We start from the raw sequence: 23945 nt of genomic DNA on the forward strand, positions 1-23945 counted from the left end.
TCTGCCTTGCCTTAGTCGTTCTTCTGATAGTGCGTTTCGATCCAGCGCTGGTACTCGCCCGATTGCACCTGGCGTACCCATTCGCCGTTGGCCAGATACCACTGCACGGTCTTGCGCATGCCGGTCTCGAAGGTCTCTGCCGGACGCCAACCGAGTTCACGCTCGAGCTTGCGTGCATCGATGGCGTAACGGCGGTCATGGCCGGGACGGTCGGTCACGAACGTGATCTGCTCCGCGTAGGACTTGCCGTCCGCGCGCGGCGCGAGTTCGTCGAGCAACGCGCACAGATGCTTCACCACCGACAGGTTGTTCTGCTCGTTCCAGCCCCCTACGTTGTAGACCTCGCCCAGCACGCCCTTCGCGAGCACTTCGCGAATCGCCGAGCAATGGTCGCCCACGTACAGCCAGTCGCGCACGTTGCTGCCGTCGCCGTAGATCGGCAGCGGTTTGCCCGCGATCGCGTTGGCGATCACCAGCGGAATCAGCTTCTCGGGGAATTGATAGGGACCGTAGTTGTTCGAGCAGTTGGTCGTGAGAACCGGCAAGCCGTACGTGTGGTGGTACGCCCGTACCAGATGGTCCGAGCCGGCCTTGGAGGCCGAATACGGGCTGTTGGGCGCGTAAGGCGTGGTCTCGCTGAACGCCGGATCGGTCGGGCTCAACGAGCCATAGACTTCGTCGGTCGAGACATGCAGAAAGCGAAAGGCTTCGCGCGCTTCGCCTTCGAGCGCGCCCCAGTAGCCGCGTGCCGCTTCGAGCATCGTGAATGTGCCGACGATGTTTGTCTGCACGAAATCGCCCGGACCGTGGATGGACCGGTCGACGTGGCTCTCTGCAGCGAAATGCAGCACCGCGCGCGGACCATACTCGGCGTAGAGACGATCGAGCGCCGCGCGATCGCAGATATCGACCTGTGCGAAATCGTGCCGCGGGTCGTGCTCCAGGCTGGCGAGGTTGGCCAGATTGCCCGCGTAGGTCAGCTTGTCGATGGTCAGGACAGGCTCGTCATGTTGCGCGAGCCAGTCCAACACGAAGTTCGCACCGATGAAGCCGGCGCCGCCAGTCACAAAAATCATGGAGTGTGCAGGTAACGGAGTTTCAGGCGCGGCACTACTTGCGCGGCACGCGTCCCATCAGGAAAAATTCGTCGTTCGGACGCATCGAAATCGCATTCGCGATGCGGTTGGACATGCCGAAAAATGCCGTGATCGCGGCGATGTCCCAGATATCCTCGTCGTTCAGGCCGTGCTCGCGCAGCGTGGCGTAATCGCTGTCGTTCACCTCGTGGGAACGCTCGCACACCTTCATCGCATAGGCCAGAATCGCCTTTTGACGCACCGTCAGATCCGCCTTCAGATAGTTGACGGCGACCTGATCGGCCAGCAGCGGCTGCTTTTCGTAGATGCGCACCAGCGCACCGTGCGCCACGACACAGTACAGACACTGATTCACGGCACTGGTGGCGACCACGATCATCTCGCGCTCGCCCTTGCTCAGATTGCCCTCCCTGAGCATCAGCGCGTCGTGATAGGCGAAGAACGCGCGAAACTCATCGGGACGGTGCGCCAGCGTGAGAAAGACATTCGGGACGAACCCGGCCTTCTCCTGTACTTCGTCGATACGCGCACGGACATCGGCTGGCAACGCTGCCAGATCCGGCACTGGAAAACGACTGATCGGCGGCTGGCTCATCGCAATCTCCTCAATGACATGACGCTGGCGGCGTCCCTCGCTACGCCCGGCATGGCGCAGGAGGCACGACGTCAGGCTTCCTGCTGCTGGGCGTACTGAATGCGGTGCAAATGCGCGTAGAGGCCATTATGCGCCACGAGTTCGCTATGCGAACCTTGCTCGACGATCTTGCCGTGCTCGAGAACCACGATGCGATCCGCGCGCTCGATGGTCGACAGACGGTGCGCGATGACCAATGTGGTGCGGCCTTCCATCAGCACTTCGAGCGCCGCCTGCACATGACGCTCGGACTCGGAATCGAGCGCCGAGGTCGCTTCATCGAGAATCAGAATCGGTGCATCCTTGTAGATCGCGCGTGCGATGGCCAGACGCTGACGCTGGCCGCCCGACAGTCGCATGCCGTTGTCGCCGACGAGCGTATCGACGCCCTCGGGCATCGCCGCGACGGCATCGGCCAGGTTGGCCGCGCGAAGTGCCGCCTGCACGCGCTCGGCGTCAACTTCCTGCCCGTAGGCCACGTTTGCCGCAATGGTGTCGTTAAAGAGCACCACGTCCTGGCTCACGAAGGCAATCTGGCTACGCAGGTCGGCCAGTCGCAGGTCGTCGAGCGGAATGTCGTCGAGCAGAATCCGGCCACCGGTCGGATCGAAGAAGCGCGGTACCAGATTGACCAGCGTCGTCTTGCCGCTGCCGGACGGGCCGACCAGCGCCACCATCTCCCCCGGGGCGACGTTCAGCGAAATCTTGTCGAGCGTCGGGCGCTCGCTCGCGCCGTAATGGAAGCTCACCTGATCGAACGTCACGCGGCCCTTGGCGCGCTCGAGCGCGCGGTCGCCGCCGGACGGTTCGACTTCGACGTCCATCACTTCAAAAATCAGCTCGGCGGCCGTCACGCCACGTTGCAGCGGCTGGTTGACGTCCATCAGGTGCTTGAGCGGCGACACCACGAGCAGCAGCGCCGTGACAAATGCAGTGAAGCCACCCACCGTCATCTCGCCCGACGACGACTCGATCATCGCCACCGTGATCACGATGGCCAGCGCCAGCGAGGCGAGCGCCTGCGTGACCGGCTGGGCCAGGCCGCCCGAGACCGTCACGCGCATGGCATAGCCGCGCAGCTTGCTGGTCATCTTGTCGAAACGCGATTTTTCGTAGTCTTCGCCGTTGTGGATCTTCACGACCTTATAGCCGCCCACCGCCTCTTCAACGACATATGACAGCGCGTTGGTCAGTGTTTGCTGCTCGCGGTTCAGGCGACGCAGGCGACGGTTGATCTTGCCGACCAGCCAGCCGATGAACGGCAAAATGATGGCCACGACCAGCGTGAGGCGCCAGTTCAGATAGAACAGATAGCCCAGCAGTCCCACGACGGTGAGCGAGTCGCGCACGAGCGTGATGAGCACCGTGGTCAGCACGCCCAGCACCTGATTGACTTCGTAGACGATCGCGTTGATGAGCGTGCTGGTCGTCTCGCGCTGGTAATACGCCGCCGGGGCGTGCAGCAGACGCTCGAACATGCGCACGCGCAGATCGAGCAGCACACGGTTGGAGACCCACGAGAGCATGTAGTTGGCGGCATATTGCGCCAGCCCCCGGATCACGGCCAGACCAATCACGGCTGCCGGCACGTACCAGAGTTTCCACGGATCGCCGCCCGAGAAGCCCTTGTCGAGCACCGGCTTGAGCACCGCCGGAATGGCCGCTTCGGTGCCGGCCACGAGCGCCATGGCAAGAACGGCCAGCAGGCCCATATGCCAGTACGGCTGGAGATAGCCCAGCAGACGGCGAAGAATCGGTCCGGTGGGCTTGTGCGGTGCGCTCATGTAAGTCGGGGACGGCGGAAAAACCGCTATTCTATCGTACCGGGCGGTCTCACCGGGACGTGTCCGAGCCGCCCTCGGACGCCGCCTCAAAAATCACCACAATGCCCGCAATCCGGGGCGAATCCGGGGGGATGGCGCGCCGAACGGGGAAGGGAACCGGTATACTCCCGCCCATGGCAAGCGCACTCGAAGTCCTCCGTACCGTATTCGGCTATAACGCATTCCGTGGCGATCAGGCCGCCATCGTCGACCATGTCGCCGACGGGGGCGATGCGCTCGTCCTGATGCCCACCGGCGGCGGCAAGTCGCTCTGCTACCAGATCCCTGCCCTGCTGCGCCCCGGCATCGGCATCGTCGTCTCCCCGCTCATCGCGCTCATGCAGGATCAGGTGGACGCGCTGCTGCAAGCGGGGGTACGCGCCGCCTATCTGAATTCCAGTCTCAGCTTTGACGAGGCACTGGATACCGAACGCCGTGCCGCACGCGGCGAACTGGATCTGCTGTACGTCGCGCCCGAGCGGCTGCTGACCGATCGCTTCCTCGACCTGCTGGACCGGCTCGACGAGCGCGGTCAGCTGGCGCTGTTCGCCATCGACGAAGCGCACTGTGTCTCACAGTGGGGACACGACTTCCGCCCCGAATACATTCAGCTCTCGGCGCTGCACGAGCGCTATCCGCGCGTACCCCGCATTGCGCTCACGGCCACGGCGGATGCCGCGACCCGTGAGGAAATCCAGGCGCGTCTGGGCCTGACCGAGGCGCGTCTGTTCATCTCGAGCTTCGACCGGCCGAATATCCGTTACGAGATCGTCGATCGCGACAATCCGCGCAAGCAGTTGCTGGCGTTTCTCGGACGCCATCGCGGCGAAGCGGGCATCGTCTACTGCCTGTCGCGCAAGAAAGTGGAAGAAACCGCCGCGTGGCTCGAAACGCAGGGCATCCCTGCCCTGCCGTATCACGCCGGGCTGGACGCCGAAGTCAGGCGCACGCACCAACAGCGATTCCTGCGCGAGGAAGGTCTCGTGATGGCCGCCACCGTTGCCTTCGGCATGGGCATCGACAAGCCGGACGTGCGCTTCGTCGCGCACCTGGATCTGCCCAAGAGCCTCGAAGCCTATTATCAGGAGACCGGACGCGCCGGTCGCGATGGCGAGCCCGCCGAAGCCTGGATGACCTACGGCCTGAACGACGTGGTGGTGCACCGCAGCCGGATCGACGAGTCGAATGCGCCGGATCTGCAGAAGCGGATCGAGCGCCAGAAGCTCGACGCGCTGCTCGGGTATTGCGAAGCGCCCCGCTGCCGACGCACCGTGCTGCTGTCTTATTTCGGAGAGACAAGCGAGCCCTGCGGCAACTGCGACGTCTGCCTGAATCCGCCGGAAGTCTTTGACGGCACCATTGCCGCGCAGAAGGCGCTCTCGGCGATCCTGCGCACCGGTCAGCGCTTCGGCGCTGGCCACCTGATCGATCTCCTGCGCGGGCGCAGCACCGACAAGATCCGCATGTTCGGCCACGAGGCGCTGCCCACGTTCGGCGTAGGCGGCGAGCTCGACGACCAGGGCTGGCGGGCCGTGTTTCGCCAACTGATCGCGCACGGCATCATCGAACCCGACAGCAGCCAGTACGGCGCCCTCACGCTCAACGCGGCGGCGCGCCCGGTGCTCAAGGGGGAGACGACGCTGTCTCTGCGGCGCCAGCGGGCCGCCGTGGGTAAGAAGGGGCGTTTTGCGGGCTACGCGTCCGCGCCGGCCATCGAGCTCGACGTTGCGGATCAGAAATTGTTCGAAACGTTGCGCGCCTGGCGTCAGGACATGGCCAAGACCCAGCAGGTCCCCGCCTACGTTATTCTGCATGACCGCACGCTGCGAGAACTTGCCCAGCGCCGCCCGCGACATCGCGAGGGGCTTACCGACATCACCGGCCTAGGGGAAGCGAAGATCGAGCGCTATGGCGAAGCACTCGTCGAATTGCTGAATGCCTGAGGGTCGTGAACCCGCGTCTCGCGCGACGCCTGCCGGACTCGCCGTGCCCAATGCTGCCCATTCGTGAGTGCTCATGACCGAAGCCACAACCCTCGCCTCTGCGCGCGCCGACGCTGCTTCGCAGCGTCTGCCGCTCACTGTGACGATTCTCACGCGCAACGAGCGCCATAACATTGCCGAGTGCATTGCCTCGGTGCAATCGTTCGCGTCGCAGATTGTCGTGGTGGATAACGCGAGCACCGATGGCACGGCGGACATCGCACGCGCCGCCGGTGCCGAGGTCCACGTCACCCCGGACTGGCCCGGCTTCGGCCCGCAGAAGAATCGCGCGCTCTCGTATGCCACACAACCGTGGGTGCTCTCGCTGGACGCCGACGAACGCGTGACGCCAGAATCGGCGGCCGAGATCGCGACCGCCGTCGCGAATGGCGCGAATGGCGCGCATGCCGGCTACCGTATGCCGCGCCTGTCGCAGTTTCTCGGACAGTGGGTCAAGCACTGCGGCTGGTATCCCGACTACGTGCTGCGGTTGTTCCGCCGCGACGCCGGGCGCTTCTCCGACAACCTCGTGCATGAGCGCGTGATCGTCGAGGGCGAGATCGGTACGCTGACGCATCACCTGCTTCACTACAGCTACACCGAGGCGCGTCAGGTCGACGACAAGGTGCAGCGGTATGCCCGAGCGGGTGCGAAAGAGATGGCGCTGCGCGGCAAGCGTGTGTCGCCGCTCAAGCCCTGGATCAACGGCGGATGGGCATTCGTGCGCACGTACGTGTTGCGCCGTGGATTCCTGGATGGCGCCACCGGTGCCGCCATTGCCCGCATGAACGCCCGCAGCGCCTTCCTGAAGTACGACCTGCTGCGTCGCGGCGAGGCCTAGCGCCTTCAGCAGCGTGCGGCGCGTGGTTACTTCGCCAGCGCGCGCTTCACCCGCGAGCGGAAAAGCTCCCAACGCAGCTTCCCATCCTCGACCGGCTCGGCAAGACGGCCGTCGTTGCCCACCGGCACCGGCTTGCCGCGGCGCAGATAGTAGCGGTCGAAAATCGACTGCGTCATGCCCCACTTGCGCAGGAATTGCGTACGCCCATCGTTCTTCACGACCTTGCCCGTGCTCTTGCACTGGAAGTGATACACGAGGCTCGCCCCCACGCCCACGAATCGGCGTGCACCGGCGGCCCACATTTTCATCGAGAAATCGTTGTCGCTACTCATGCCCGGGCTGAGCTCCGTGCTGTAACCGCCCACCAGGAACCACCAGTCGCGGTGCACCAGCGTCGGCGGCCATGTGGCGCCGAACCAGTCGGGCTTCTGATAGGTGGGCACCGCCGCGAGCAGCGCGGCTTCGTCGAACGTGTCGACCTCACGGCCGAAATTCTGCACGAGCACGCAGGGGTTGCCCGTGTCGACCGGCTCGATCATCGTGCCCGAGAGCATGAACGCGTTATCCGGCATGGCTTCGGCACGCTCGAGCAATGCCGTGTCCCAGCCCGGACAGCAATACATGTCGTCGTTCAGATACACGATGTACTTCTCGCGTGCGAGCGCCGCCGCCTGATTCACGGCGTAGCAGATACCGATGTTGTCCGGCGAGGCCGTATGTTCGATCCCCTCGGCGCGCACCCAGTCGAGCGAGCCGTCGGACCCATCGTTCACATGGACGATGATCTGGTGCGGGTGGCGCGAATTCTGGCGAATGCTGCGCACGCAAAGTTGCAGCAACGCGAGGTTGTTCCACGTCGGAACGATGATGGAGAACATCCGGATTTCCTTGTTATGACTTGCAGCGGACCGCGAGCCGGGCGACGACGTCCAACGCTGCGCACGTCATGCGCATGCACGTCGCACGGCGTCGCGCCGCCCTGCCCGTATCAATAGACGATTTGCACCGAGTCGGTGGTCAGCCACTGACGAAGCTCACCGAGCAACTCGTCGCCCGGCTGTACCTTCCAGTCGTCGCCGAGGCGCGACTCGCATTCGGCGTCCGGGCGACGATACACAATGTGCACCGGCAAGCCGTTCTGCTTGTCGCCGTCGCCATCGCCGTTGCGCCTGCCGAAGCCGCCGCCACCGCCGCCACCGTTAAAGCCTCCGCCGCCGTTGCCATTGAACCCGCCGCCTCCGGCGCCCGCCGTCGCGGCGACACGGTACATCGTGCAGTGCGGCTGCAGCGTGGCGCGCAGGCGAGTCCAGTCGGCATTGCCATTGAACGACAGCTTCAGTGCGCGCGCGAATCGCGCGCGGGCACGGCCCAGATCCATCACGCTTTCCGTGGTAAAACGCAGCCCCCCCGTGAAGCTGTCGGGACGTGCATTGCCTTGCACGATCAGCAGTTCGTCTTCCTTGAACAGATGCTTGTTCGCTTCGAACTGCTCGTTGAAGATCGTGACTTCCAGCGTGCTGGTACCGTCGTCGAGTTGCACGATCAACATCTTGCCGCGCTGGGTCATCATCGTGCGCAGGCTCGAAATCACCCCGGCGACCAGCTTGTCGCGACCATCGGTAAGGTCCCGAATGCGCGTGCGGACGAAGCGACGCACTTCCTCCGCGTAGGAGTCGAACATGTGCCCCGACAGATAGAAGCCGAGCGCCTGCTTCTCTTCCTGCAACTTGCGCTTGTCTGTCCAGGCGGGCTCGTTCGCGAGTTCGAGCGGCGCTTGCAAGCTCTCGTCACCGAGATCGAAGAGGCTGACCTGGTTGGCTGCGGCGCTCGCCTGCTCGGCGGCTTCCATCGCCATCGGCACCGATGCCATCAACTGCGCACGATTATCGTGAATCGTGTCGAACGCGCCGGCGCGAATCAGTGCTTCAATGGTGCGACGGTTCACCACGCGACGGTCGATACGCGCGCAGAAGTCGAACAGATCGGTGAATGGCTTGCCTTCTCGGGCCCGCAGAATTTCCTCGATGGCCGACTGGCCGCTGCCCTTGATCGCGCCCAGGCCATAGCGGACGGTCTTCGCGTCCGCCGGCTCGAAGCGATAGGCCGACACGTTCACGTCGGGCGGCAGCACGCCCATGCCGTTGGTCAGGCAGTCTTCGTAGAGAATCTTGACCTTGTCCGTGTCGTCCATGGCCAAGCTCATGTTGGCTGCCATGAATTCGGCCGGATGATGCGCCTTGAGCCATGCCGTGTAATACGCGAGCAACGCATACGCTGCGGCGTGTGACTTGTTGAAGCCGTAGCCCGCGAACTTCTCCATCAAGTCGAAGATTTCGTCCGACTTTTCGCGGGTCAGGCCATTGTTGGCGGCACCCTTGGCGAAGATCTCGCGGTGCTCGGCCATTTCCTCGGCCTTCTTCTTGCCCATCGCGCGGCGCAGCAAGTCGGCGCCACCGAGCGAGTAACCGCCGATGATCTGCGCCATCTGCATCACCTGCTCCTGATAGACCATGATGCCGTAGGTCTCCTGGAGCACCGGCTCGACGCGCGGATCCGGGTATTCCACCTTCTCGCGGCCGTGCTTACGGGCGCAGAAGCTCGGGATCAGGTCCATCGGGCCCGGACGATACAACGCCACCAGCGCGATGATGTCCTCGAAGCGGTCGGGCTGGGCGTCCTTGAGCATGCCCTGCATGCCCCGGCTTTCCAGCTGGAACACCGCCACGGTGTTGGCTTTCTTGAGAATGCTGAATGCCGCCGGGTCGGTCAGCGAGACCTGATCGAGCGACCAGTCCGCCATCTCCGGATGCAAACGCTTGATGTAGCGCTCCGCCCAATTCAGGATGGTGAGCGTGGTCAGGCCCAGAAAGTCGAACTTCACGAGGCCGACGGCTTCCACGTCGTCCTTGTCGTACTGGCTCACCACACCGCTGGCGTCTTCGCCGCTGCCCTGCGTGTACAGCGGGCAGAAATCGGTCAGCTTGCCGGGCGCGATCAACACGCCCCCCGCGTGCATGCCGACGTTACGGGTCAGGCCCTCGACACGCTGCGCCAGCTCGATCAACTGCTTGACCTCGTCCTCCGTCTGGAAGCGCTCTGCGAGTTGCGGCTCTTCCTTGAGGGCATCATCGATGGTGACGTGCTTGCCCGGCTTGAACGGAATCAGCTTGGAAATGCCATCGACGAAGTTGTAGCCGAGATCGAGCACACGACCCACGTCGCGCACCGCCGCCTTGGCGGCCATCGAGCCGAAGGTGGCGATCTGCGAGACGGCATCGGCGCCGTACTTCTCCTTCACGTACTGGATCACGCGGTCGCGACCGTCCTGACAGAAGTCGATGTCGAAGTCGGGCATCGAGACACGTTCCGGATTCAGGAAGCGCTCGAACAGCAGGTTGTACTTGAGCGGGTCGAGATCGGTAATGCCCAGCGCATACGCGACCAGCGACCCGGCCCCCGAACCCCGGCCCGGCCCGACGGGCACGCCGTTGTTCTTCGCCCACTGGATGAAGTCCGCCACGATCAGGAAGTAGCCGGGAAAGCCCATCTTGATGATCGTGCCGGTCTCGAAGTCGAGCCGCTTGTAATAGTCGGGGCGTTGCGTGTCGCGCTCGGCCTCGTCCGGGAAGAGCAGCGCGAGGCGCGTCTCCAGCCCCTCCTTGGACAACTGCACGAGATAGTCGTCGAGCGACATGCCGTCCGGCGTCGGGAACAGCGGCAGCTTCGGCTTGCCGAGTTCGAGCGTCAGGTTGCAACGCTTGGAGATTTCGACGGTGTTGGCAATCGCGGACGGCACGTCATCGAACGCGGCGATCATGTCGTCCTGCGTCCGGAAGCTCTGGTCCTGCGTGAAGCGGCGCACGCGGCGCGCATTGCCGAGCATCTCGCCTTCCGAAATACACACGCGCGCTTCGTGCGCGGTGAAATCGTCCGACGTCATGAACTGGATCGGGTGCGTGGCCACGACCGGCAAACCAGCCTTCGCCGCCAGTTGCACCGCCTGCTGCACGTACGTTTCCATGCCCGGCTGGCCGGTGCGTTGCAGTTCGATGTAGAACGCGCCGGGGAAGACACTCTCCCAGTGCTTCGCGCACTGCAGGGCCAGCTCGGGATTCCCCGCCGCCAGCGCTGCGCCGACGTCGCCCATTTGCGCGCCCGAGAGCGCCAGCAGGCCGCGAGCGAGACCGTCGGGCTGCAGCCAAGACGCCTCAAGCTCCGCGCGGCCTCGCCATTGATTACCGAGCCACGCCCTGGACAGCAATTGGCACAGGTTCAGGTAGCCTTCCCGGTCGCGGGCGAGCAGCAACAGCCGCGACGGCTTGTCGCGATCGGCCGGGTTCGTGATCCAGGCGTCGCAGCCGATGATCGGCTTGACCCCCTTGCCGCGGGCTCCCTTGTAGAAACGGATGGCGCCGAACATGTTCGCGAGATCGGTCAGCGCGAGCGCGCCCTGACCATCCTTGGCGGCGGCCTTGACGACGTCGTCGAGCCGCACGATGCCATCGGCGATCGAGTATTCGGAATGGAGACGGAGGTGGACGAAGCGAGGTTCTGACATGGGCGATATTGTAACGCGCCGCCCGACCAATCACTTCCTTCCGGAATTCCGAAATCTTGGTTGGCGGCCGATCCGGGCCGTCGTGCCAACGGTGTCACGGCGGCCGCCACAGCCTCGGCGCCGCGCCCCGAGACAAACCCGTTTCGCCGAGCGGGACCCGGGCGCCACGCCCGCGCCTGTCCGTGACCGCCAGCCGGTGCCCGGCGCGGGCCGGATCATGACCGATAGCGCCATCGCCCGCCTTCCGCATTCCATTTGCCTTGAATCAACCACGAACAAGCGGCGAATCGGCGATAATGGCGGTTTATTGCTTCACGCTTTTGCGAATTCCCGTTGCCATGTCTATCGTCAATATCGCTGCGTACAAGTTCGTCACGCTCGACGACATCGCGACCCTGCGTCCGGCACTGCTCGAACGCTGTCAGGCACTCGACCTGAAGGGCACCATCCTGCTTGCGCCGGAAGGCATCAACCTGTTTCTCGCCGGTTCGCGAGACTCCGTTGACGCCTTCCTCGCCGGACTGCGCGCCGACGCCCGCTTTGCCGATCTGACGACCAAGGAAAGCTTCTCGGCCGAACAACCGTTCCGCCGAATGCTGGTGCGTCAGAAGAAGGAAATCATCACGATGAAAATGCCGGTCATCAAGCCGGCAGACGGCCGCGCGCCCGGCATCGACCCCGTCACGCTCAAGCGCTGGCTCGACGCCGGTCACGACGACGAAGGCCGTCCGGTCGTAATGCTCGACACGCGCAACGATTTCGAAGTCGATGTCGGCACGTTCGACAACGCCGTCGACTATCGTCTGACGAAATTCTCGGAATTTCCCGACGTCATCGCCGAACATCGTGCCGATTACGAGGGCAAGACCATCGTCTCGTTCTGCACAGGCGGCATCCGGTGCGAGAAGGCCGCGATCTACATGCGCGACATCGGCCTCGAGCACACGTACCAACTCGACGGCGGCATTCTCAAGTACTTCGAGGATGTGGGTGGCGCACACTACCAGGGCGACTGCTTCGTGTTCGACTACCGCACCGCGCTCACGCCCGAACTCGCCCCTTCGAGCACCAAACAGTGCTTCGCCTGCCGCGCCGTCGTGACGGCCGAGGATCAGGCCAGCGCCGACTACATCGAAGGCGAGCAGTGCCCGACATGCGCGGGGAGCCGCTCGTCGGCCGGCGCGGACTCCGCCGCAGTGCCGCAGGCGGCATCGGCCTGATCCCGCCCGTGGCCCCCGCCCCGGCGTGTGACACGACGTTGCCCGTCGATTCGACGGCCTGCGCGTCACACGCATCGCAGTCGTCACGCGCGTCGCACTACCGGGGGCGATTCGCCCCTTCGCCGACCGGGCCGCTGCATCGCGGCTCGCTCGTGACAGCACTGGCGAGCTGGCTCGACGCCCGCGCGCACGACGGCATCTGGATCGTTCGCATGGAGGATCTCGACGAGCCGCGTAGCGTACCGGGCGCCGCCGAGGACATTCTGAATACCCTCACGCGTCTGGGCCTGCATTCCGACGAACCGATCGTCTGGCAGAGTCAGCGGCACGCCCACTATCAGGCTGCGCTGGACACGCTGACCGCGCAAGGTCGCGTCTACCCCTGCGGCTGTACGCGCCGCGAAATCGCCGACTCCCTCACCCGGGTTCATGAGCGCCACAGTACGCTGGCCTATCCGGGCACCTGCCGTGACGGCCTGCATGGCAAGCCGCCGCGCGCCTGGCGGCTGCGGGTACCCGATGGCGCGGCCGCATGCATTCGGTTCGACGATCGCTGGATGGGGCCGCAGACGCAGGACTTGGCGGCGGAGGTCGGGGATTTCGTCCTCAAACGCGCCGACGGTCAATGGGCTTACCAGTTGGCCGTGGTCGTCGACGATCAGTTGCAGCAGATCACCGATGTCGTGCGTGGCGCGGACCTGCTCGATTCGACTGCACGCCAGATCTACCTTCAGACATGCCTGGAAGCGCCGACGCCACGGTATCTGCACGTGCCGCTGGTCATGGCCGATGACGGCGAAAAACTGAGCAAACAGAACGGCGCAGCGCCGCTCGTGCTCGATACCCCCGCCGCAGTGCTCGCCGCGCTCAAGGAGGCGGCCTTGCACCTCGGATTGCCGGCGTCGCTCGCGGGGCATGGCCATCGGGAGGACTTCTATGCGGCCGCCACACAGGCATGGAGAGATCGGCACGGACGCTAAGACCGCCCCTCGCCTCACCAACGTCACCTCGGACGGTCCTGCACAATGAAAAAAGCCAGCGCATAAACGCTGGCTTGCTGGCTTGCTGGCTTTTTCCGTTTCGGCAGATCGGATATCCGCCACGCGACAATCGCGCCCTTAGTTGCTCGCCTTACGCGGGAAGCCGGCGAGAAGTGCGGCGACCTGACGCTTCGGCGCCTTTTCCGGCAGTGCACCAAATGTCGTCGGGGTGCCGGCGTCCTTCGATGCGCGCGTACCGTTCGTATCGCGCTGCGGTTCCGACGCCGAGGGCGACGGTTCGTAAGGCTTGTAGAAGAACTCGTCTTCCGGACGGACGCGGCGCGGTGCGGTGCTGCTGCCGCTGCGACCCGAACGCAGGCCCTCATGACGGCCGTGGCGCTCGCCACGGTCACTGCGATCGCCGCGATCACTGCGCTCGCTGCGTTCATAACGGTCGCCACGATCGTCGCGCGAACGGCTACGACGCTCCAGCGTCAGTTCGCCACGCTTGAGCTCGCGCTTGATCAGCTTCTCGATTTCCACGAGTTGTTTGCGCTCGTCCGGTGCGCACAGCGAGATTGCCTCGCCCGACGCTCCGGCACGGCCCGTGCGGCCAATACGGTGCACGTAATCTTCCGCGTTGTACGGCAGATCGTAATTGATCACGCCCGGCAGATCGGAGATATCCAGACCGCGTGCGGCCACGTCGGTCGCCACCAGCGCGCGAATGCCACCCTGCTTGAATGCTTCGAGCGCTTGCATGCGCTCGTTCTGCGACTTGTCGCCGTGGATGGCGGCGGTCACGATACCGTCGCGTTCGAGCTGACGTGCCAGACGGCTCGCGCCGATCTTGCTGTTGACGAAGACGATGACCTGCTTGAGGTCGCGCTCGCCAAGAATCTGCACCACGGCCGCACGCTTGTCGTCTTCGTCCACTTCGTAGACGATCTGCTCGACCGTGTCGGCCGTTGCATTGCGGCGCGCCACTTCGATCGTGACCGGATTCGTGAGATAGCTCGAAGCGAGCTTCTTGATGTCGTTGGAGAACGTGGCCGAGAAGAGCAGCGTCTGGCGCTGCTTCGGCAGCAGGTTCAGGATACGTTGCAGATCCGGCAGGAAGCCCATGTCCAGCATGCGGTCGGCTTCGTCGAGCACGAGCATCTTGACCTGGCTGAGGTTCACCGTCTTCTGTTCGACGTGATCGAGCAGGCGGCCCGGCGTGGCGATCAGGATTTCGACACCACGACGCAGCGCGTCCTTCTGCGGATTCATGTCGACGCCACCGAACACGACGGTGTTGCGCAACGGCGTGTGGCCCGCATAGGCGCGCACGTTGTCGGCCACCTGATCGGCGAGTTCTCGCGTCGGCGTGAGAATCAGCGCGCGCACCGGGTGACGGGCGGGCGAAGCACTCGTGTTGGCGTCGGGCATCAGTCGCTGGATGATCGGCAGCGAGAAGCTGGCGGTCTTGCCCGTCCCCGTTTGTGCGGCACCCATGACGTCGCGACCTGACAGCACCACCGGGATCGCCTGCGCCTGGATCGGCGTCGGCTGGGTATAGCCCTGCTCGGTGATGGCCCGCAAGATGTCCGCATGCAGCCCAAAGCTATCGAAGCCGGGGGTCGGAACAGCGTTTACGTCAGCCATGATGAAGGGACATCTCTTTTAAAAAAAACGGGGGCCGCCATGCGGAAGGATCCGCATCAAAGCTCACTCGCGAAGATTCAAGGGGCGCTGCGCGCCATGCTCAAGGCTGGCGCGAGAGGGGCCTGTCAGGGGACAGAAGCGTCGGGCGCCGCCGGACCGGGGTGGTCGTCAAGAAGCGAAACAAACGCAATTCTAGCACTTGCTAACGACCAACGTGTGACAACGGCCCTTGTCGGGCCGTGTTCAGGGGGAATTCGGCGGCTGACGCGGTGCACGCGCCCCGGCCGCCCGTCGCCCTTAGCGGCCTGCCCCGGCCTTGGCGCTGCCGTCGGACTTGCCGTCGCGCGGCGCCGGTTTGGCAACACCGGCCTTGAGGGCCTTGGCAGGCTGGGCGCTGCGCTGGCGATTGGCGTAGCGTTGCGCCAACACGGCACACACCATCAGTTGCATCTGGTGAAACAACATGAGCGGCAACACGATGGCACCGAGCGGGCCGGTCGCGAACAGCACCTTGGCCATCGGAATCCCGCTCGCCAGACTCTTCTTCGAGCCGCAGAAGACGATGGTGATCTCATCTTCGCGCGAAAAGCCGAGCCAGCGCGCGGAAAGCGTCGTGAAGGCGAGCATGACGGCGAGAATGACGGCGCAGCAGCCGAGCAGGCCAAGCAGCGCCAGCGGCGGGATCTGGTGCCACAGACCGGTATTCACGGCTTCGCTGAACGCCGTATAGACGACCAGCAGGATCGAGCCCTGGTCCACGATCTTGAGCAACCCGCGATTGCGCTCGACCCATTTGCCGATCGCCTTGCGCGAGAGCTGACCCGCGATGAACGGCACCAGCAATTGCAGCATGATGTTGCCGATGGAATCGAACGGCGACGCGCCGGTATTACCATCGTGATGAATCACGACCAGCCCGACGAGCACCGGCGTAATGAAGATGCCGAACAGGCTCGACGCCGACGCGCTGCACACCGCCGCCGGCACATTGCCACGCGCAATCGACGTAAACGCGATCGCCGACTGCACCGTCGCGGGCAGCGTGCACAGGAACAGAATGCCCAGATAGAGCTCCGGGGTCACCATCCACGAGAGCACCGGCTTGAGCACCACACCCACAAGGGGAAAGATGGCGAACGTGCTGGCGAACACCAGCAGATGCAAACGCCAGTGGGTCGCACCGGCGAGCACAGCCTCGCGCGAAAGCTTCGCGCCGTGCAGGAAGAACAGGGCGGCAATTGCCACGTTGGTCAGCAGGTTGAAGGCGACTTCGCCCTCGCCGTGCGCCGGCAGGAAACTGGCGAGCGCCACGGTCGCCACCAGCATCAACGTGAAATTGTCGGGAATGAAACGCGGTCTGGCCATCGTCGATCTCGAATACGTCAGAAAAGACAAAGCCCGTACGCCAGGACACAGCAAAGGGCGGCACATGGCCGCCTGCAGGGTCGTCAATCGATCGGCGGGCGATCAGATGTGACCGGAAGTGTGCGCTCGCGATACGGGTTTTCACGTATTAGAACGCAAGGGCAGTTAAAATACAAATTCATTTAATTTTTTTATTCATACCAAAACCGCATGAATATTTCGCTGCGCCAGCTCAAGGTGTTCCTCGCAGTGGCCGAGCACGGCAGCTTCAGCCGGGCCGGCGAGGACATTGGCCTGACCCAGCCGGCCGTGAGTCGCTGTATCCGTGAGTTGGAACAAGAACTCGGCCTCAAGCTGGTCGACCGCACCACGCGCGAAGTGACGCTCACCGAAGTGGGCGCCAGCCTCTCGGCCACGCTTGCCCGGGTACTCGACGAACTGGAAAGCGCCTTGCGCGATACCCACGGTCTGGCGGAAGAGCGGCGCGGCCGCGTGCGTGTGGCGAGCGCGCCCACCATTTCCGCCAACCTGATGCCGGAGTGCATTTCAGCCTGCGCGGCACGCTACCCGGACATCACGTTCATGCTGCGCGATCAGGTGCAGACGCTCGCGACCGACAGCGTGCGTCACGGCGAAGTCGACTTCGGCGTCATCGTCGCCTCGGAAGCCGCGGACGATCTGATCGGCGAGCCCATCATGGTCGAACCGTTTCTCGTAGTGTGCGACCGCTCACATCGCTTCGCGAAGCAGACGCAGGTGACATGGGAAGAGATCAACGGCGAGAAGCTGGTGCTGCTCGACTATGCGTCGGGCAGCCGGCCGCTGATCGACCGCGCACTCGCCGAGCATGGCGCCTATTGCCAGGTGGCGCAGGAAGTCGGCCACGCGGTCACCGTGTTCCGCATGGTCGAAGCCGGCATCGGCATCAGCATCATGCCCGCGCTGGCGCTGCCGACCATGCCGGGCCCCGAACACGGCGGCCGCCTCGTCGCCCTGCCGCTGGCGCCGCAGATCGACCGCACCATCATGCTCGTGCGCCGCAAGAACCGAACCCTCTCCCCTGCGGCGCAGTCCGTCTGGGAGTTGATCCAGCAGATCACGGCTGCCACGCCGCACACGCCCAAGCATCATTCCGGCGAATCGACCAGAGCGGCGAAGCGGTCGAGCAAAGCCTGACATCATCGGAGAAGACGAACGATAACGATGCGTTAGCATGGTTTGCACGACATTGAATGAGAAAAACGTCGCCAATCGTCAGGCTTCTCCATCACAAAGTGAGTGAGCGCCTGCTACAATTGCAGTGCGTCGATCCCCCCATTGCGGGTCGGTTCCCACGCTCGCACCTCGACGCCATGCCCGCGCCCAGCGGGCATTGTGCTTCTCATGTGCCGTCATGGACTTGCTCATCAAATACTTCAGCCCGCTGTGGCTTTTCCAGGCGGCCGCCGATCTGTCTTTCTGGCAGCGGCATCAGCTCGATGCTCGCATGCTCGTCGTGAGTCGCTTCATGTGGCGGTATGTCATGCGCTGGAGTGTCGTCAGCGCCATTCTGCTCGTGCCCGCCGCCCTGCTCGCGCACGGCTTCGCAGCCACCGGCCTGGCGCTGGCGGGCGGAGTTTCGGCGAGTGTCACCGTACTGATGGCCTCGCTGGCCCTCGGCTGCCTCATCGGCTCGCGCCTGCACTGAGCGCCTCGCGCGCCGGCGCCCTCTCCCGAACGCTGCGACATAGGGTCTCGTCACGCCTGGACTGACCGGGAATCGTCCGGTGAGGTCGGCATTTCGTCATGTGTGTCGTCTATGATGGAACGGCTCGCCTCGCGCGGCCTCGCATTGCCGCATGTGTTTTTGCCCGCGACGCCTGCCTCTCTCTCGACCTCTAAGGAGATTCACATGGCCAGCGCCAAGATCCTCGTGGTGTTCTATAGCATGTACGGACACATCTACAAGATGGCCGAAGCCGTCGCCGAAGGCGCACGCGGCGTTGCCGGTGCCGACGTCACCGTCATGCAGGTTGCCGAACTCGTTCCCGACGAAGTGCTCGAGAAGAGCGGCGCCAAAGCTGCGCGTGCCGCGTTCGCCAGCGTGCCGGTCGCGCGCGTCGACCAGTTGGCCGATTACGACGCGATCATCTTCGGCACGCCCACGCGCTTCGGCAACATGACTGCGCAGATGCGCAACTTCCTCGACCAGACCGGCGGCTTGTGGGCCAAGGGCGCGCTGGCAGGCAAGGTCGGCAGCGTGTTTGCCAGCACCGCCACGCAGCATGGCGGGCAGGAAACCACGATCACGAGCTTTCACACAACGCTACTGCACCACGGCATGATCATCGTTGGCGTGCCGTACACCGAGCCCGCGCTCACCAACATGTCCGAAATCACGGGGGGCACGCCCTACGGCGCGACCACGCTGGCCGCCGGCGACGGCTCGCGTCAACCGAGCGAGAACGAACTGACGATCGCCCGCACGCAAGGTCGTCACGTCGCGGAAATCGCCGCCGCACTCAAACACGGACGCACGCTGTAACCCGCAACTCCGATCGCGCGGCAGCCACGTCGAATGGCGTGCGCACCGCGCGATGCCTCGAAGGCTGCGCCTGCGCACGCCGTCCTTGCCGTCAGATCAGCTTCAGATCAGCTTCAGATCCTTCAGTACAGCCTTCACGATGCGCGCACGTTTGGGCGCATCCGCATCGGCGAGCACGTCGATGTTCAGTGCCACGCTGGTGATGTTGCCGTCGCGCTCGATCCAGCCAACCCACCAGCCAATGTCCGGCTTCTTGTCGACGAACCACCCTGTCTTGCCATGCAGCACATAGTCCGGCGTGGCCTCGACGATCGAGATCTGGCGCACGATATCCTGCGAGCGCGCCGAGAACGGCAGCGTGCCGCGCGCAAGCCGCTGCAGGAAGTCGACCTGCTCACGCGCCGAAATCTGCAAGCTGTCGTCGATCCAATAGGCATCGGCGGCGCGTCCGATGGTGCGGTTGCCATATCCGACCTCATTGAGCTTCGCCTGCGCATACTCGCGCGGGATTTTGTGCGACACGATCTGGTAGCAGGGCAGGCACGACACGCGAAACGCCGTGCGCAGATCCATCGCCGCATTCCAGTTCTTGAACCGTCGCGGCTTGCCGTCCCAGGGAATCATCTCGCGCTCGTTGTCCAGCGCGCCGGAATCGAGCGCCAGGAGGCTGTTGAAGATCTTGTACGTGGACGCGGGCGACATGCGCCGCTCGGCACGCGCCGAATCGAACGCCTGATACGTCTGCGTGCGGCCGTCCAGCACGATGATCGTGCCTTTGACGCCTTCCGCTTCGAAGCGCTTGCCCCAGTCGGCACGTTCGGTGATGTGGACCGGTGCGGGCTTTGCAACCGCACTTGCCGGCGCGGCGTGCACGGGCGAGGAGAAGATCATCGGAGAGATGACTGCCGAAGCCACCCGTAGCAGCAAGGCGCCGCGCCGCCAGCGAGAGATTATCGTTTTCATTTCGTTGTCCTGATTTCAATGGATGTCATGGGGATGACAGGAACGTCCTCGGTGGCGCTGGCCAGGCACCGGCTTCTCGATGTTTTCGAAAGCGTTTGCAGCATAGTGCGCGTTTCGGCAAGCGCAAAGCAGTGCTACCGTAACCGACGTAACCGCCGTATCATCGGTTCGCCCCTCACGACTATCCCGCCAACGGGCGCATGTCATGCACCGCCCGGTGCGACTCGAAACCTTTCGACGCCATGTCCGAGACCCCCGTCCCGCCTTCCGTTCCCGACGCTGCCGCCGCCGACGCCCCGCGGCTTACCGTGCACCTCGACGCACCGCAGCGAATCAATGGCGAACCGGTGCGCTATCAGAGCCTGTGGCTGTTGATGCGCGTCTACTACGCGGCACACTTCGAAACGTCGCCGGTGTCGCTCGCCTCGCTGAAGATCCGTTTCGGTCAGTCCGGCGCTGCGGGCGATTTGCGCATGTTGATCAGCCGGGCGTTTTCCGACTTCGCACGCTGGAACATTGCCGTGGGCTGGGGTGAAGACCGGTTGGCGGATGTCCGTCTGCTACCCACGCGCGGCCGCGGCAAAGGGCCCTTCTGGCTAGCGCGTCACGAGATGCCACGCATCGTCGTCGCCATTGGCGACACCGTGCCGGAGCACCCGCGCCGCGCCGTTGCCGCGTTTCTCGGTCTGCCGCACGACACGGCCCCCGAGACCCAATCGCCCGCACTCGATTACGTCATGCAGGACATTGCGTTCTGGCATCACCTGACGCTCGGCAAGCGCGATATGCAGGACGGGGTGTTCTTTGCGCCACCTCAGGCGCCCTCGCCGGGTGACGTCCGCCGTCAACGCACCGGGGCGATCCCGTCGTTTCATGCCGCGCAGGTGTGCGCCGTTGACGACGTGCAACGCGGCATTGCCTTGCTCTCCGAGACCATCGTGTGGCGCCGCATGGGGGACGCGGCGCGCACGAAGCAGACCCTTGCCACGCTCGCAGCAACGTTCGGCGCGAACCCGCCGGGGTCCCCGACGTTACGCGCCATGCACTGGATCGTGCAGGCATGGCAAGCGTACGCACTTCGCGACGAAGCAGGCGCGTTCGCCCATTTGCAGCGTATCGGCGACGACGCCTCGCTCGCCCCGTGCCTCGTCTACAACCCGCGCATCCGCTTCGAGAGCCGCAACCTGCAAGCGTTGCTCTACAAGTCGCACGCCGCCCGGCCCGGGCCGATGCCCGCGCGTGCGCAGTCCGCCGCCGACGCACTCGCGGCATTTTCCGATGCCCTGCAGGCGGCCTTCGAAGCCGACTCCATCGAACTGGCGCAACACGTCGCCGCGAACATCGGGCTCACGCTGTGGTTGTTCTGGCAGGGGGCACTCATCGATCCCGGGCGACGGCTGGCGGCCGCCGACGTGCAGCGTCAGGCGCTGCGCTGGATCGGTCTGTCGGAGTGGATCTGCGATCGCTTCGGCGTAGGTGGCAATTCCGTCTGGAATACCGTCTTCCTGTTGCGCATCGCGCGTGGCGCGGTACCCGTGCGGCGCGATCCGGATCTGGCGACGCTGCGGGCCAGTTCGCCGCTGGCGGTCGAGGCGTTTCTCGATGCGGTTCAGCCGTTCGGTGCCCCGTTCTCACGCGCCAAGGGATTCACGCGGTGGACCGATGTGCTGGCGACGACGCTCGCCGACCACGAGGAAGGACGCGTGCGATTCGAGCCATTGCAGCTCGCCAACCTGTGGTTCGAAATGTTGTGGTTCGCGCTGCATCAGGACGGCGACTCGCCGCAGGCCTTGCACGCGGCCCAGTCATTGGGCCGCGTGATGCCGATGCTGCCGCCGCCCGACCGGCGCTTCTTCCGTGACGCCCTGAGACTCATGCCGCGCGAGTTTCAACGCGAAGTGCGTCTGGCGCAGTAGCGCTGCCCTCAAGCCGCGAACGCGCTACCGTACCCCGCTCCACCCTCCTGCTCGCGCTCAACGCACGCCTTGCGGCACCTTCGGCAGGGGCGCGCGGAACGCGATCGCCATGCGATTCCACGCATTGATCGTGGCAACGGCAAACGTCAGGTCGGCGATCTGCTTGTCGTCGTAATGCGCGCGCAGTTCGGCGAAGACTTCGTCGGGCACGTGGCCGTCCTGCACGTTCGTGACAGCTTCCGTCCAGGCCAGTGCCGCGCGCTCTGCCGGCGAATACAGCTCGGTCTCGCGCCAGGCGTCGAGCAGATGCAGACGGCGCGGCTCGATGCCCATCTTCAGGGCGTCGGTCACGTGCATGTCGATGCAGAACGCGCAGCCGTTGAGTTGCGAGGCACGCAGCCAGACGAGTTCGACCAGGCCATCCGGCAGACCGCAATCGTGGAAGTAGTGGCTCAGGTTACCCAGATATTCGTACGGACGCGGGGCGGCTTTGATGTAGTTCAGACGCAGCATGGTTCGACTCTCCTGTCGTTGAAAGTTGACACCCCCGACAATACGCACCTCTTGTCTTATCCCAAAGAGCCAAAACCGAATAAAATCGGTAGGCCAAAGGAGGCCAAGCCGACGACGCGCCCAGCTGCGCGCCAACAGGGCCAGTCCGGTTCAGTCCGTTTGACGGTCGCGCGCCTTCGTCGCCCCTCCCCGCCCCGCCTCTCCCTTTTCCGCTTTCCGTCCAAGGGCCTTGCGTCATGTCCGATAAATCGAGCCCGCCCGCGCTGGCGGCATTGCATCTGACGCAAGCCTCGCGGGTGGCCGGCGTGCCGACCTACCGAGCCCTTTACGAACGTATCCGCGACGGCATTCTCTCCGGCAAGCTCGCGCCGTCGACGCGTTTACCGTCGACCCGGGCGCTCGCCAGCGAACTCGGCGTGGCCCGTGGCACCGTCGAGGCCGCCTACGAGCGTCTGGTGGCCGAGGGTTTCGTGATCGGGCGTGGCGCCGCCGGGAGCCGCGTCAATCCGCAACTCACTGCCAAGACCATGCCGCCGTCGTCGTCGACGGCGGCCACGCGGGCTCATGCGAGCGCGCCGCACAGGGAACCGGCGATCACCAAGCCCGACGATTCGGAAAACCCCAGTCGCATCCCGTTGAACGCGTTCGGCATGCCGCTGCCGCTGCAGAACGGCATGCCCGCACTCGATGAATTCCCGCGCAAACTGTGGGCGCGGCTGGCGGCGCGTCATGCGCGGCATCTCGCCCCCGAAGGCCTGCACTATCAGGACGCCATCGGTTGGCGCCCACTGCGCGAGGCCATCGCCGGTTATCTCTCCATCGCACGCGGCATCCATTGCGAGCCCGGGCAGATCATTGTCACGGCGGGTTATCAAGGGGCGCTCGCGTTGATCGCGCGGGTGCTGCTGCGACCGGGCGACGACGTCTGGTGCGAAGACCCGGGCTACTTCCGCGCGCAGGAAGGCCTGCGCATGACGGGTGCGTCGCTCGTGCCGGTGCCCGTCGATCAGGACGGGCTCGACGTCGCCGCAGGCGAGCGCTCGGCACCCGATGCCCGCCTGGCGATCGTCACGCCGTCGCATCAGTCGCCGCTGTCCGTGACGCTGCCGCTCGCGCGCCGACTCGCGTTGCTGGCATGGGCGCAGGCACACGACGCATGGATCGTCGAGGACGACTACGACAGCGAATTTCGTTACACCGGCGCACCGCTGCCCGCACTGAAGAGCCTCGATGGCGGCGAGCGCGTGCTTTACGCCGGATCGTTCAGCAAGGTGCTGTTCCCGGGCTTGCGGCTCGGTTATCTGGTGGTGCCCTCGGCACTGCGCGACGCGTTCGTCGCCAACGCGTCGCTCACCTCGCCCGCGCAGGGGTGGGTCGAGCAGGCCACGGTCGCCGACTTCATCACGCAAGGGCACTTCAGCCGCCATATCAAGCGCATGCGTCAGCTTTACGGGGAGCGTCGCGCAGCGCTCGCACAAGCGCTGCGCCAACATCTCGCCTCACGCGTGGAACTCGCGCAACAGGCGGGCGGCATGCATTTGCTTGGCTGGCTCGAGCCGCATCGCAATGACCGCGCCATGTGCCTGACCGCCCTCGAGCACGGGCTCGCGCCCGGCGCGCTGTCGTTTTTCAGCGTTGCCCGTGCGTTACCGCCCGCGCTCATCATGAGCTTCACCAACGTGCCGGAAACCCTCGCCGACGATGTTGCGCAACGTCTCTCGCGCGTGTTCGACGAAGACGACAAGACGCACGCGGCACGGTGATCACCGCCGTCATCGGGCGACGCACCGCAGCCGCGCGGCATGTCGCATTGCACCATCATCCGTTCACGTTTTTCGGGACACATCGAGCTTGTGTTCGCCCGGCATGTCGGTGTATCGTT

General features: G+C 64.6%; 18 protein-coding genes. 9 read left to right on the forward strand and 9 right to left on the reverse strand.

Annotation, left to right across the window (positions count from 1 at the left end; translation table 11 throughout):
- Positions 1-11 precede the first annotated feature (11 nt).
- The 3 genes from rfbB to msbA form a co-directional block, all read right to left on the reverse strand.
- A complete protein-coding gene (rfbB, locus tag ABWO90_RS10940; RefSeq protein ID WP_353191251.1) occupies positions 12-1076 on the reverse strand; it encodes a dTDP-glucose 4,6-dehydratase in 1065 nt (354 codons plus the stop codon).
- Between the two features lie 34 nt (positions 1077-1110).
- Positions 1111-1692 carry a peroxidase-related enzyme gene (locus ABWO90_RS10945; protein WP_353191252.1) on the reverse strand — a complete coding sequence of 194 codons (582 nt, stop codon included), beginning with the start codon at positions 1690-1692 and terminating at the stop codon, positions 1111-1113.
- A 71-nt stretch (positions 1693-1763) separates the two neighbouring features.
- Positions 1764-3515 carry a lipid A export permease/ATP-binding protein MsbA gene (gene msbA, locus ABWO90_RS10950; RefSeq protein WP_353191253.1) on the reverse strand — a complete coding sequence of 584 codons (1752 nt, stop codon included), beginning with the start codon at positions 3513-3515 and terminating at the stop codon, positions 1764-1766.
- Positions 3516-3688: 173 nt separating this feature from the next.
- On the opposite strand from msbA, the gene recQ reads away from it, so the two are divergent.
- Positions 3689-5497, forward strand: a complete 1809-nt coding sequence (gene recQ, locus ABWO90_RS10955; RefSeq protein WP_353191254.1) for a DNA helicase RecQ — start codon at positions 3689-3691, stop codon at positions 5495-5497.
- A gap of 73 nt (positions 5498-5570) precedes the next feature.
- On the forward strand, positions 5571-6377 hold the full coding sequence (locus tag ABWO90_RS10960) for a glycosyltransferase family 2 protein (RefSeq protein WP_502922593.1): 807 nt from the start codon (positions 5571-5573) through the stop codon (positions 6375-6377).
- A gap of 26 nt (positions 6378-6403) precedes the next feature.
- On the opposite strand, the gene ABWO90_RS10965 is transcribed toward ABWO90_RS10960, so the two are convergent.
- Both ABWO90_RS10965 and dnaE read right to left on the reverse strand, forming a co-directional pair.
- Complete coding sequence (locus ABWO90_RS10965; protein WP_353191255.1) at positions 6404-7255, reverse strand: glycosyltransferase family 2 protein; 852 nt, start codon at positions 7253-7255, stop codon at positions 6404-6406.
- A gap of 110 nt (positions 7256-7365) precedes the next feature.
- Positions 7366-10944: a DNA polymerase III subunit alpha gene (dnaE, locus tag ABWO90_RS10970; RefSeq protein WP_353191340.1), complete on the reverse strand. Its 3579-nt coding sequence runs from the start codon at positions 10942-10944 to the stop codon at positions 7366-7368.
- A gap of 329 nt (positions 10945-11273) precedes the next feature.
- On the opposite strand from dnaE, the gene ABWO90_RS10975 reads away from it, so the two are divergent.
- Positions 11274-12155 carry a sulfurtransferase gene (locus ABWO90_RS10975; protein WP_353191256.1) on the forward strand — a complete coding sequence of 294 codons (882 nt, stop codon included), beginning with the start codon at positions 11274-11276 and terminating at the stop codon, positions 12153-12155.
- Positions 12089-13135 (forward strand): tRNA glutamyl-Q(34) synthetase GluQRS, encoded by a 1047-nt coding sequence (gluQRS, locus tag ABWO90_RS10980; protein WP_353191257.1) that lies wholly within the window; start codon positions 12089-12091, stop codon positions 13133-13135. Before ABWO90_RS10975 ends, gluQRS begins: the two co-directional genes overlap by 67 nt.
- A gap of 138 nt (positions 13136-13273) precedes the next feature.
- Here the strand turns inward: gluQRS and ABWO90_RS10985 are convergent, their stop codons facing one another.
- Both ABWO90_RS10985 and ABWO90_RS10990 read right to left on the reverse strand, forming a co-directional pair.
- A complete protein-coding gene (locus ABWO90_RS10985; protein ID WP_353191258.1) occupies positions 13274-14782 on the reverse strand; it encodes a DEAD/DEAH box helicase in 1509 nt (502 codons plus the stop codon).
- A gap of 297 nt (positions 14783-15079) precedes the next feature.
- Positions 15080-16147, reverse strand: a complete 1068-nt coding sequence (locus ABWO90_RS10990) for a bile acid:sodium symporter family protein (protein WP_353191259.1) — start codon at positions 16145-16147, stop codon at positions 15080-15082.
- Positions 16148-16357: 210 nt separating this feature from the next.
- Between ABWO90_RS10990 and ABWO90_RS10995 the strand changes: the two genes are divergently transcribed.
- The 3 genes from ABWO90_RS10995 to wrbA all read left to right on the forward strand — a co-directional run bounded on the left by ABWO90_RS10995 (position 16358) and on the right by wrbA (position 18671).
- Positions 16358-17323, forward strand: coding sequence for a LysR family transcriptional regulator (locus ABWO90_RS10995; RefSeq protein ID WP_353191260.1), 966 nt, complete (start codon positions 16358-16360; stop codon positions 17321-17323).
- A gap of 217 nt (positions 17324-17540) precedes the next feature.
- Positions 17541-17834 (forward strand): hypothetical protein, encoded by a 294-nt coding sequence (locus tag ABWO90_RS11000; protein ID WP_353191261.1) that lies wholly within the window; start codon positions 17541-17543, stop codon positions 17832-17834.
- Between the two features lie 204 nt (positions 17835-18038).
- Positions 18039-18671, forward strand: a complete 633-nt coding sequence (gene wrbA / locus ABWO90_RS11005) for an NAD(P)H:quinone oxidoreductase (protein WP_353191262.1) — start codon at positions 18039-18041, stop codon at positions 18669-18671.
- A gap of 102 nt (positions 18672-18773) precedes the next feature.
- On the opposite strand, the gene blaOXA is transcribed toward wrbA, so the two are convergent.
- Positions 18774-19634, reverse strand: coding sequence for an OXA-62 family carbapenem-hydrolyzing class D beta-lactamase (gene blaOXA, locus ABWO90_RS11010; protein WP_353191263.1), 861 nt, complete (start codon positions 19632-19634; stop codon positions 18774-18776).
- A 242-nt stretch (positions 19635-19876) separates the two neighbouring features.
- Here blaOXA and ABWO90_RS11015 point away from each other — a divergent pair, with 242 nt between their 5' ends.
- Complete coding sequence (locus ABWO90_RS11015) at positions 19877-21550, forward strand: hypothetical protein (RefSeq protein WP_353191264.1); 1674 nt, start codon at positions 19877-19879, stop codon at positions 21548-21550.
- A gap of 57 nt (positions 21551-21607) precedes the next feature.
- Here the strand turns inward: ABWO90_RS11015 and ABWO90_RS11020 are convergent, their stop codons facing one another.
- Complete coding sequence (locus ABWO90_RS11020) at positions 21608-22063, reverse strand: carboxymuconolactone decarboxylase family protein (protein ID WP_353191265.1); 456 nt, start codon at positions 22061-22063, stop codon at positions 21608-21610.
- Between the two features lie 236 nt (positions 22064-22299).
- Here ABWO90_RS11020 and pdxR point away from each other — a divergent pair, with 236 nt between their 5' ends.
- Entirely contained in the window at positions 22300-23826 is a 1527-nt protein-coding gene (gene pdxR, locus ABWO90_RS11025) for a MocR-like pyridoxine biosynthesis transcription factor PdxR (RefSeq protein ID WP_353191266.1), read from the forward strand.
- Positions 23827-23945 lie beyond the last annotated feature (119 nt).

The organism is Pandoraea pnomenusa (genome assembly GCF_040391475.1).
Taxonomy (GTDB): Bacteria; Pseudomonadota; Gammaproteobacteria; order Burkholderiales; family Burkholderiaceae; genus Pandoraea; species Pandoraea pnomenusa_C.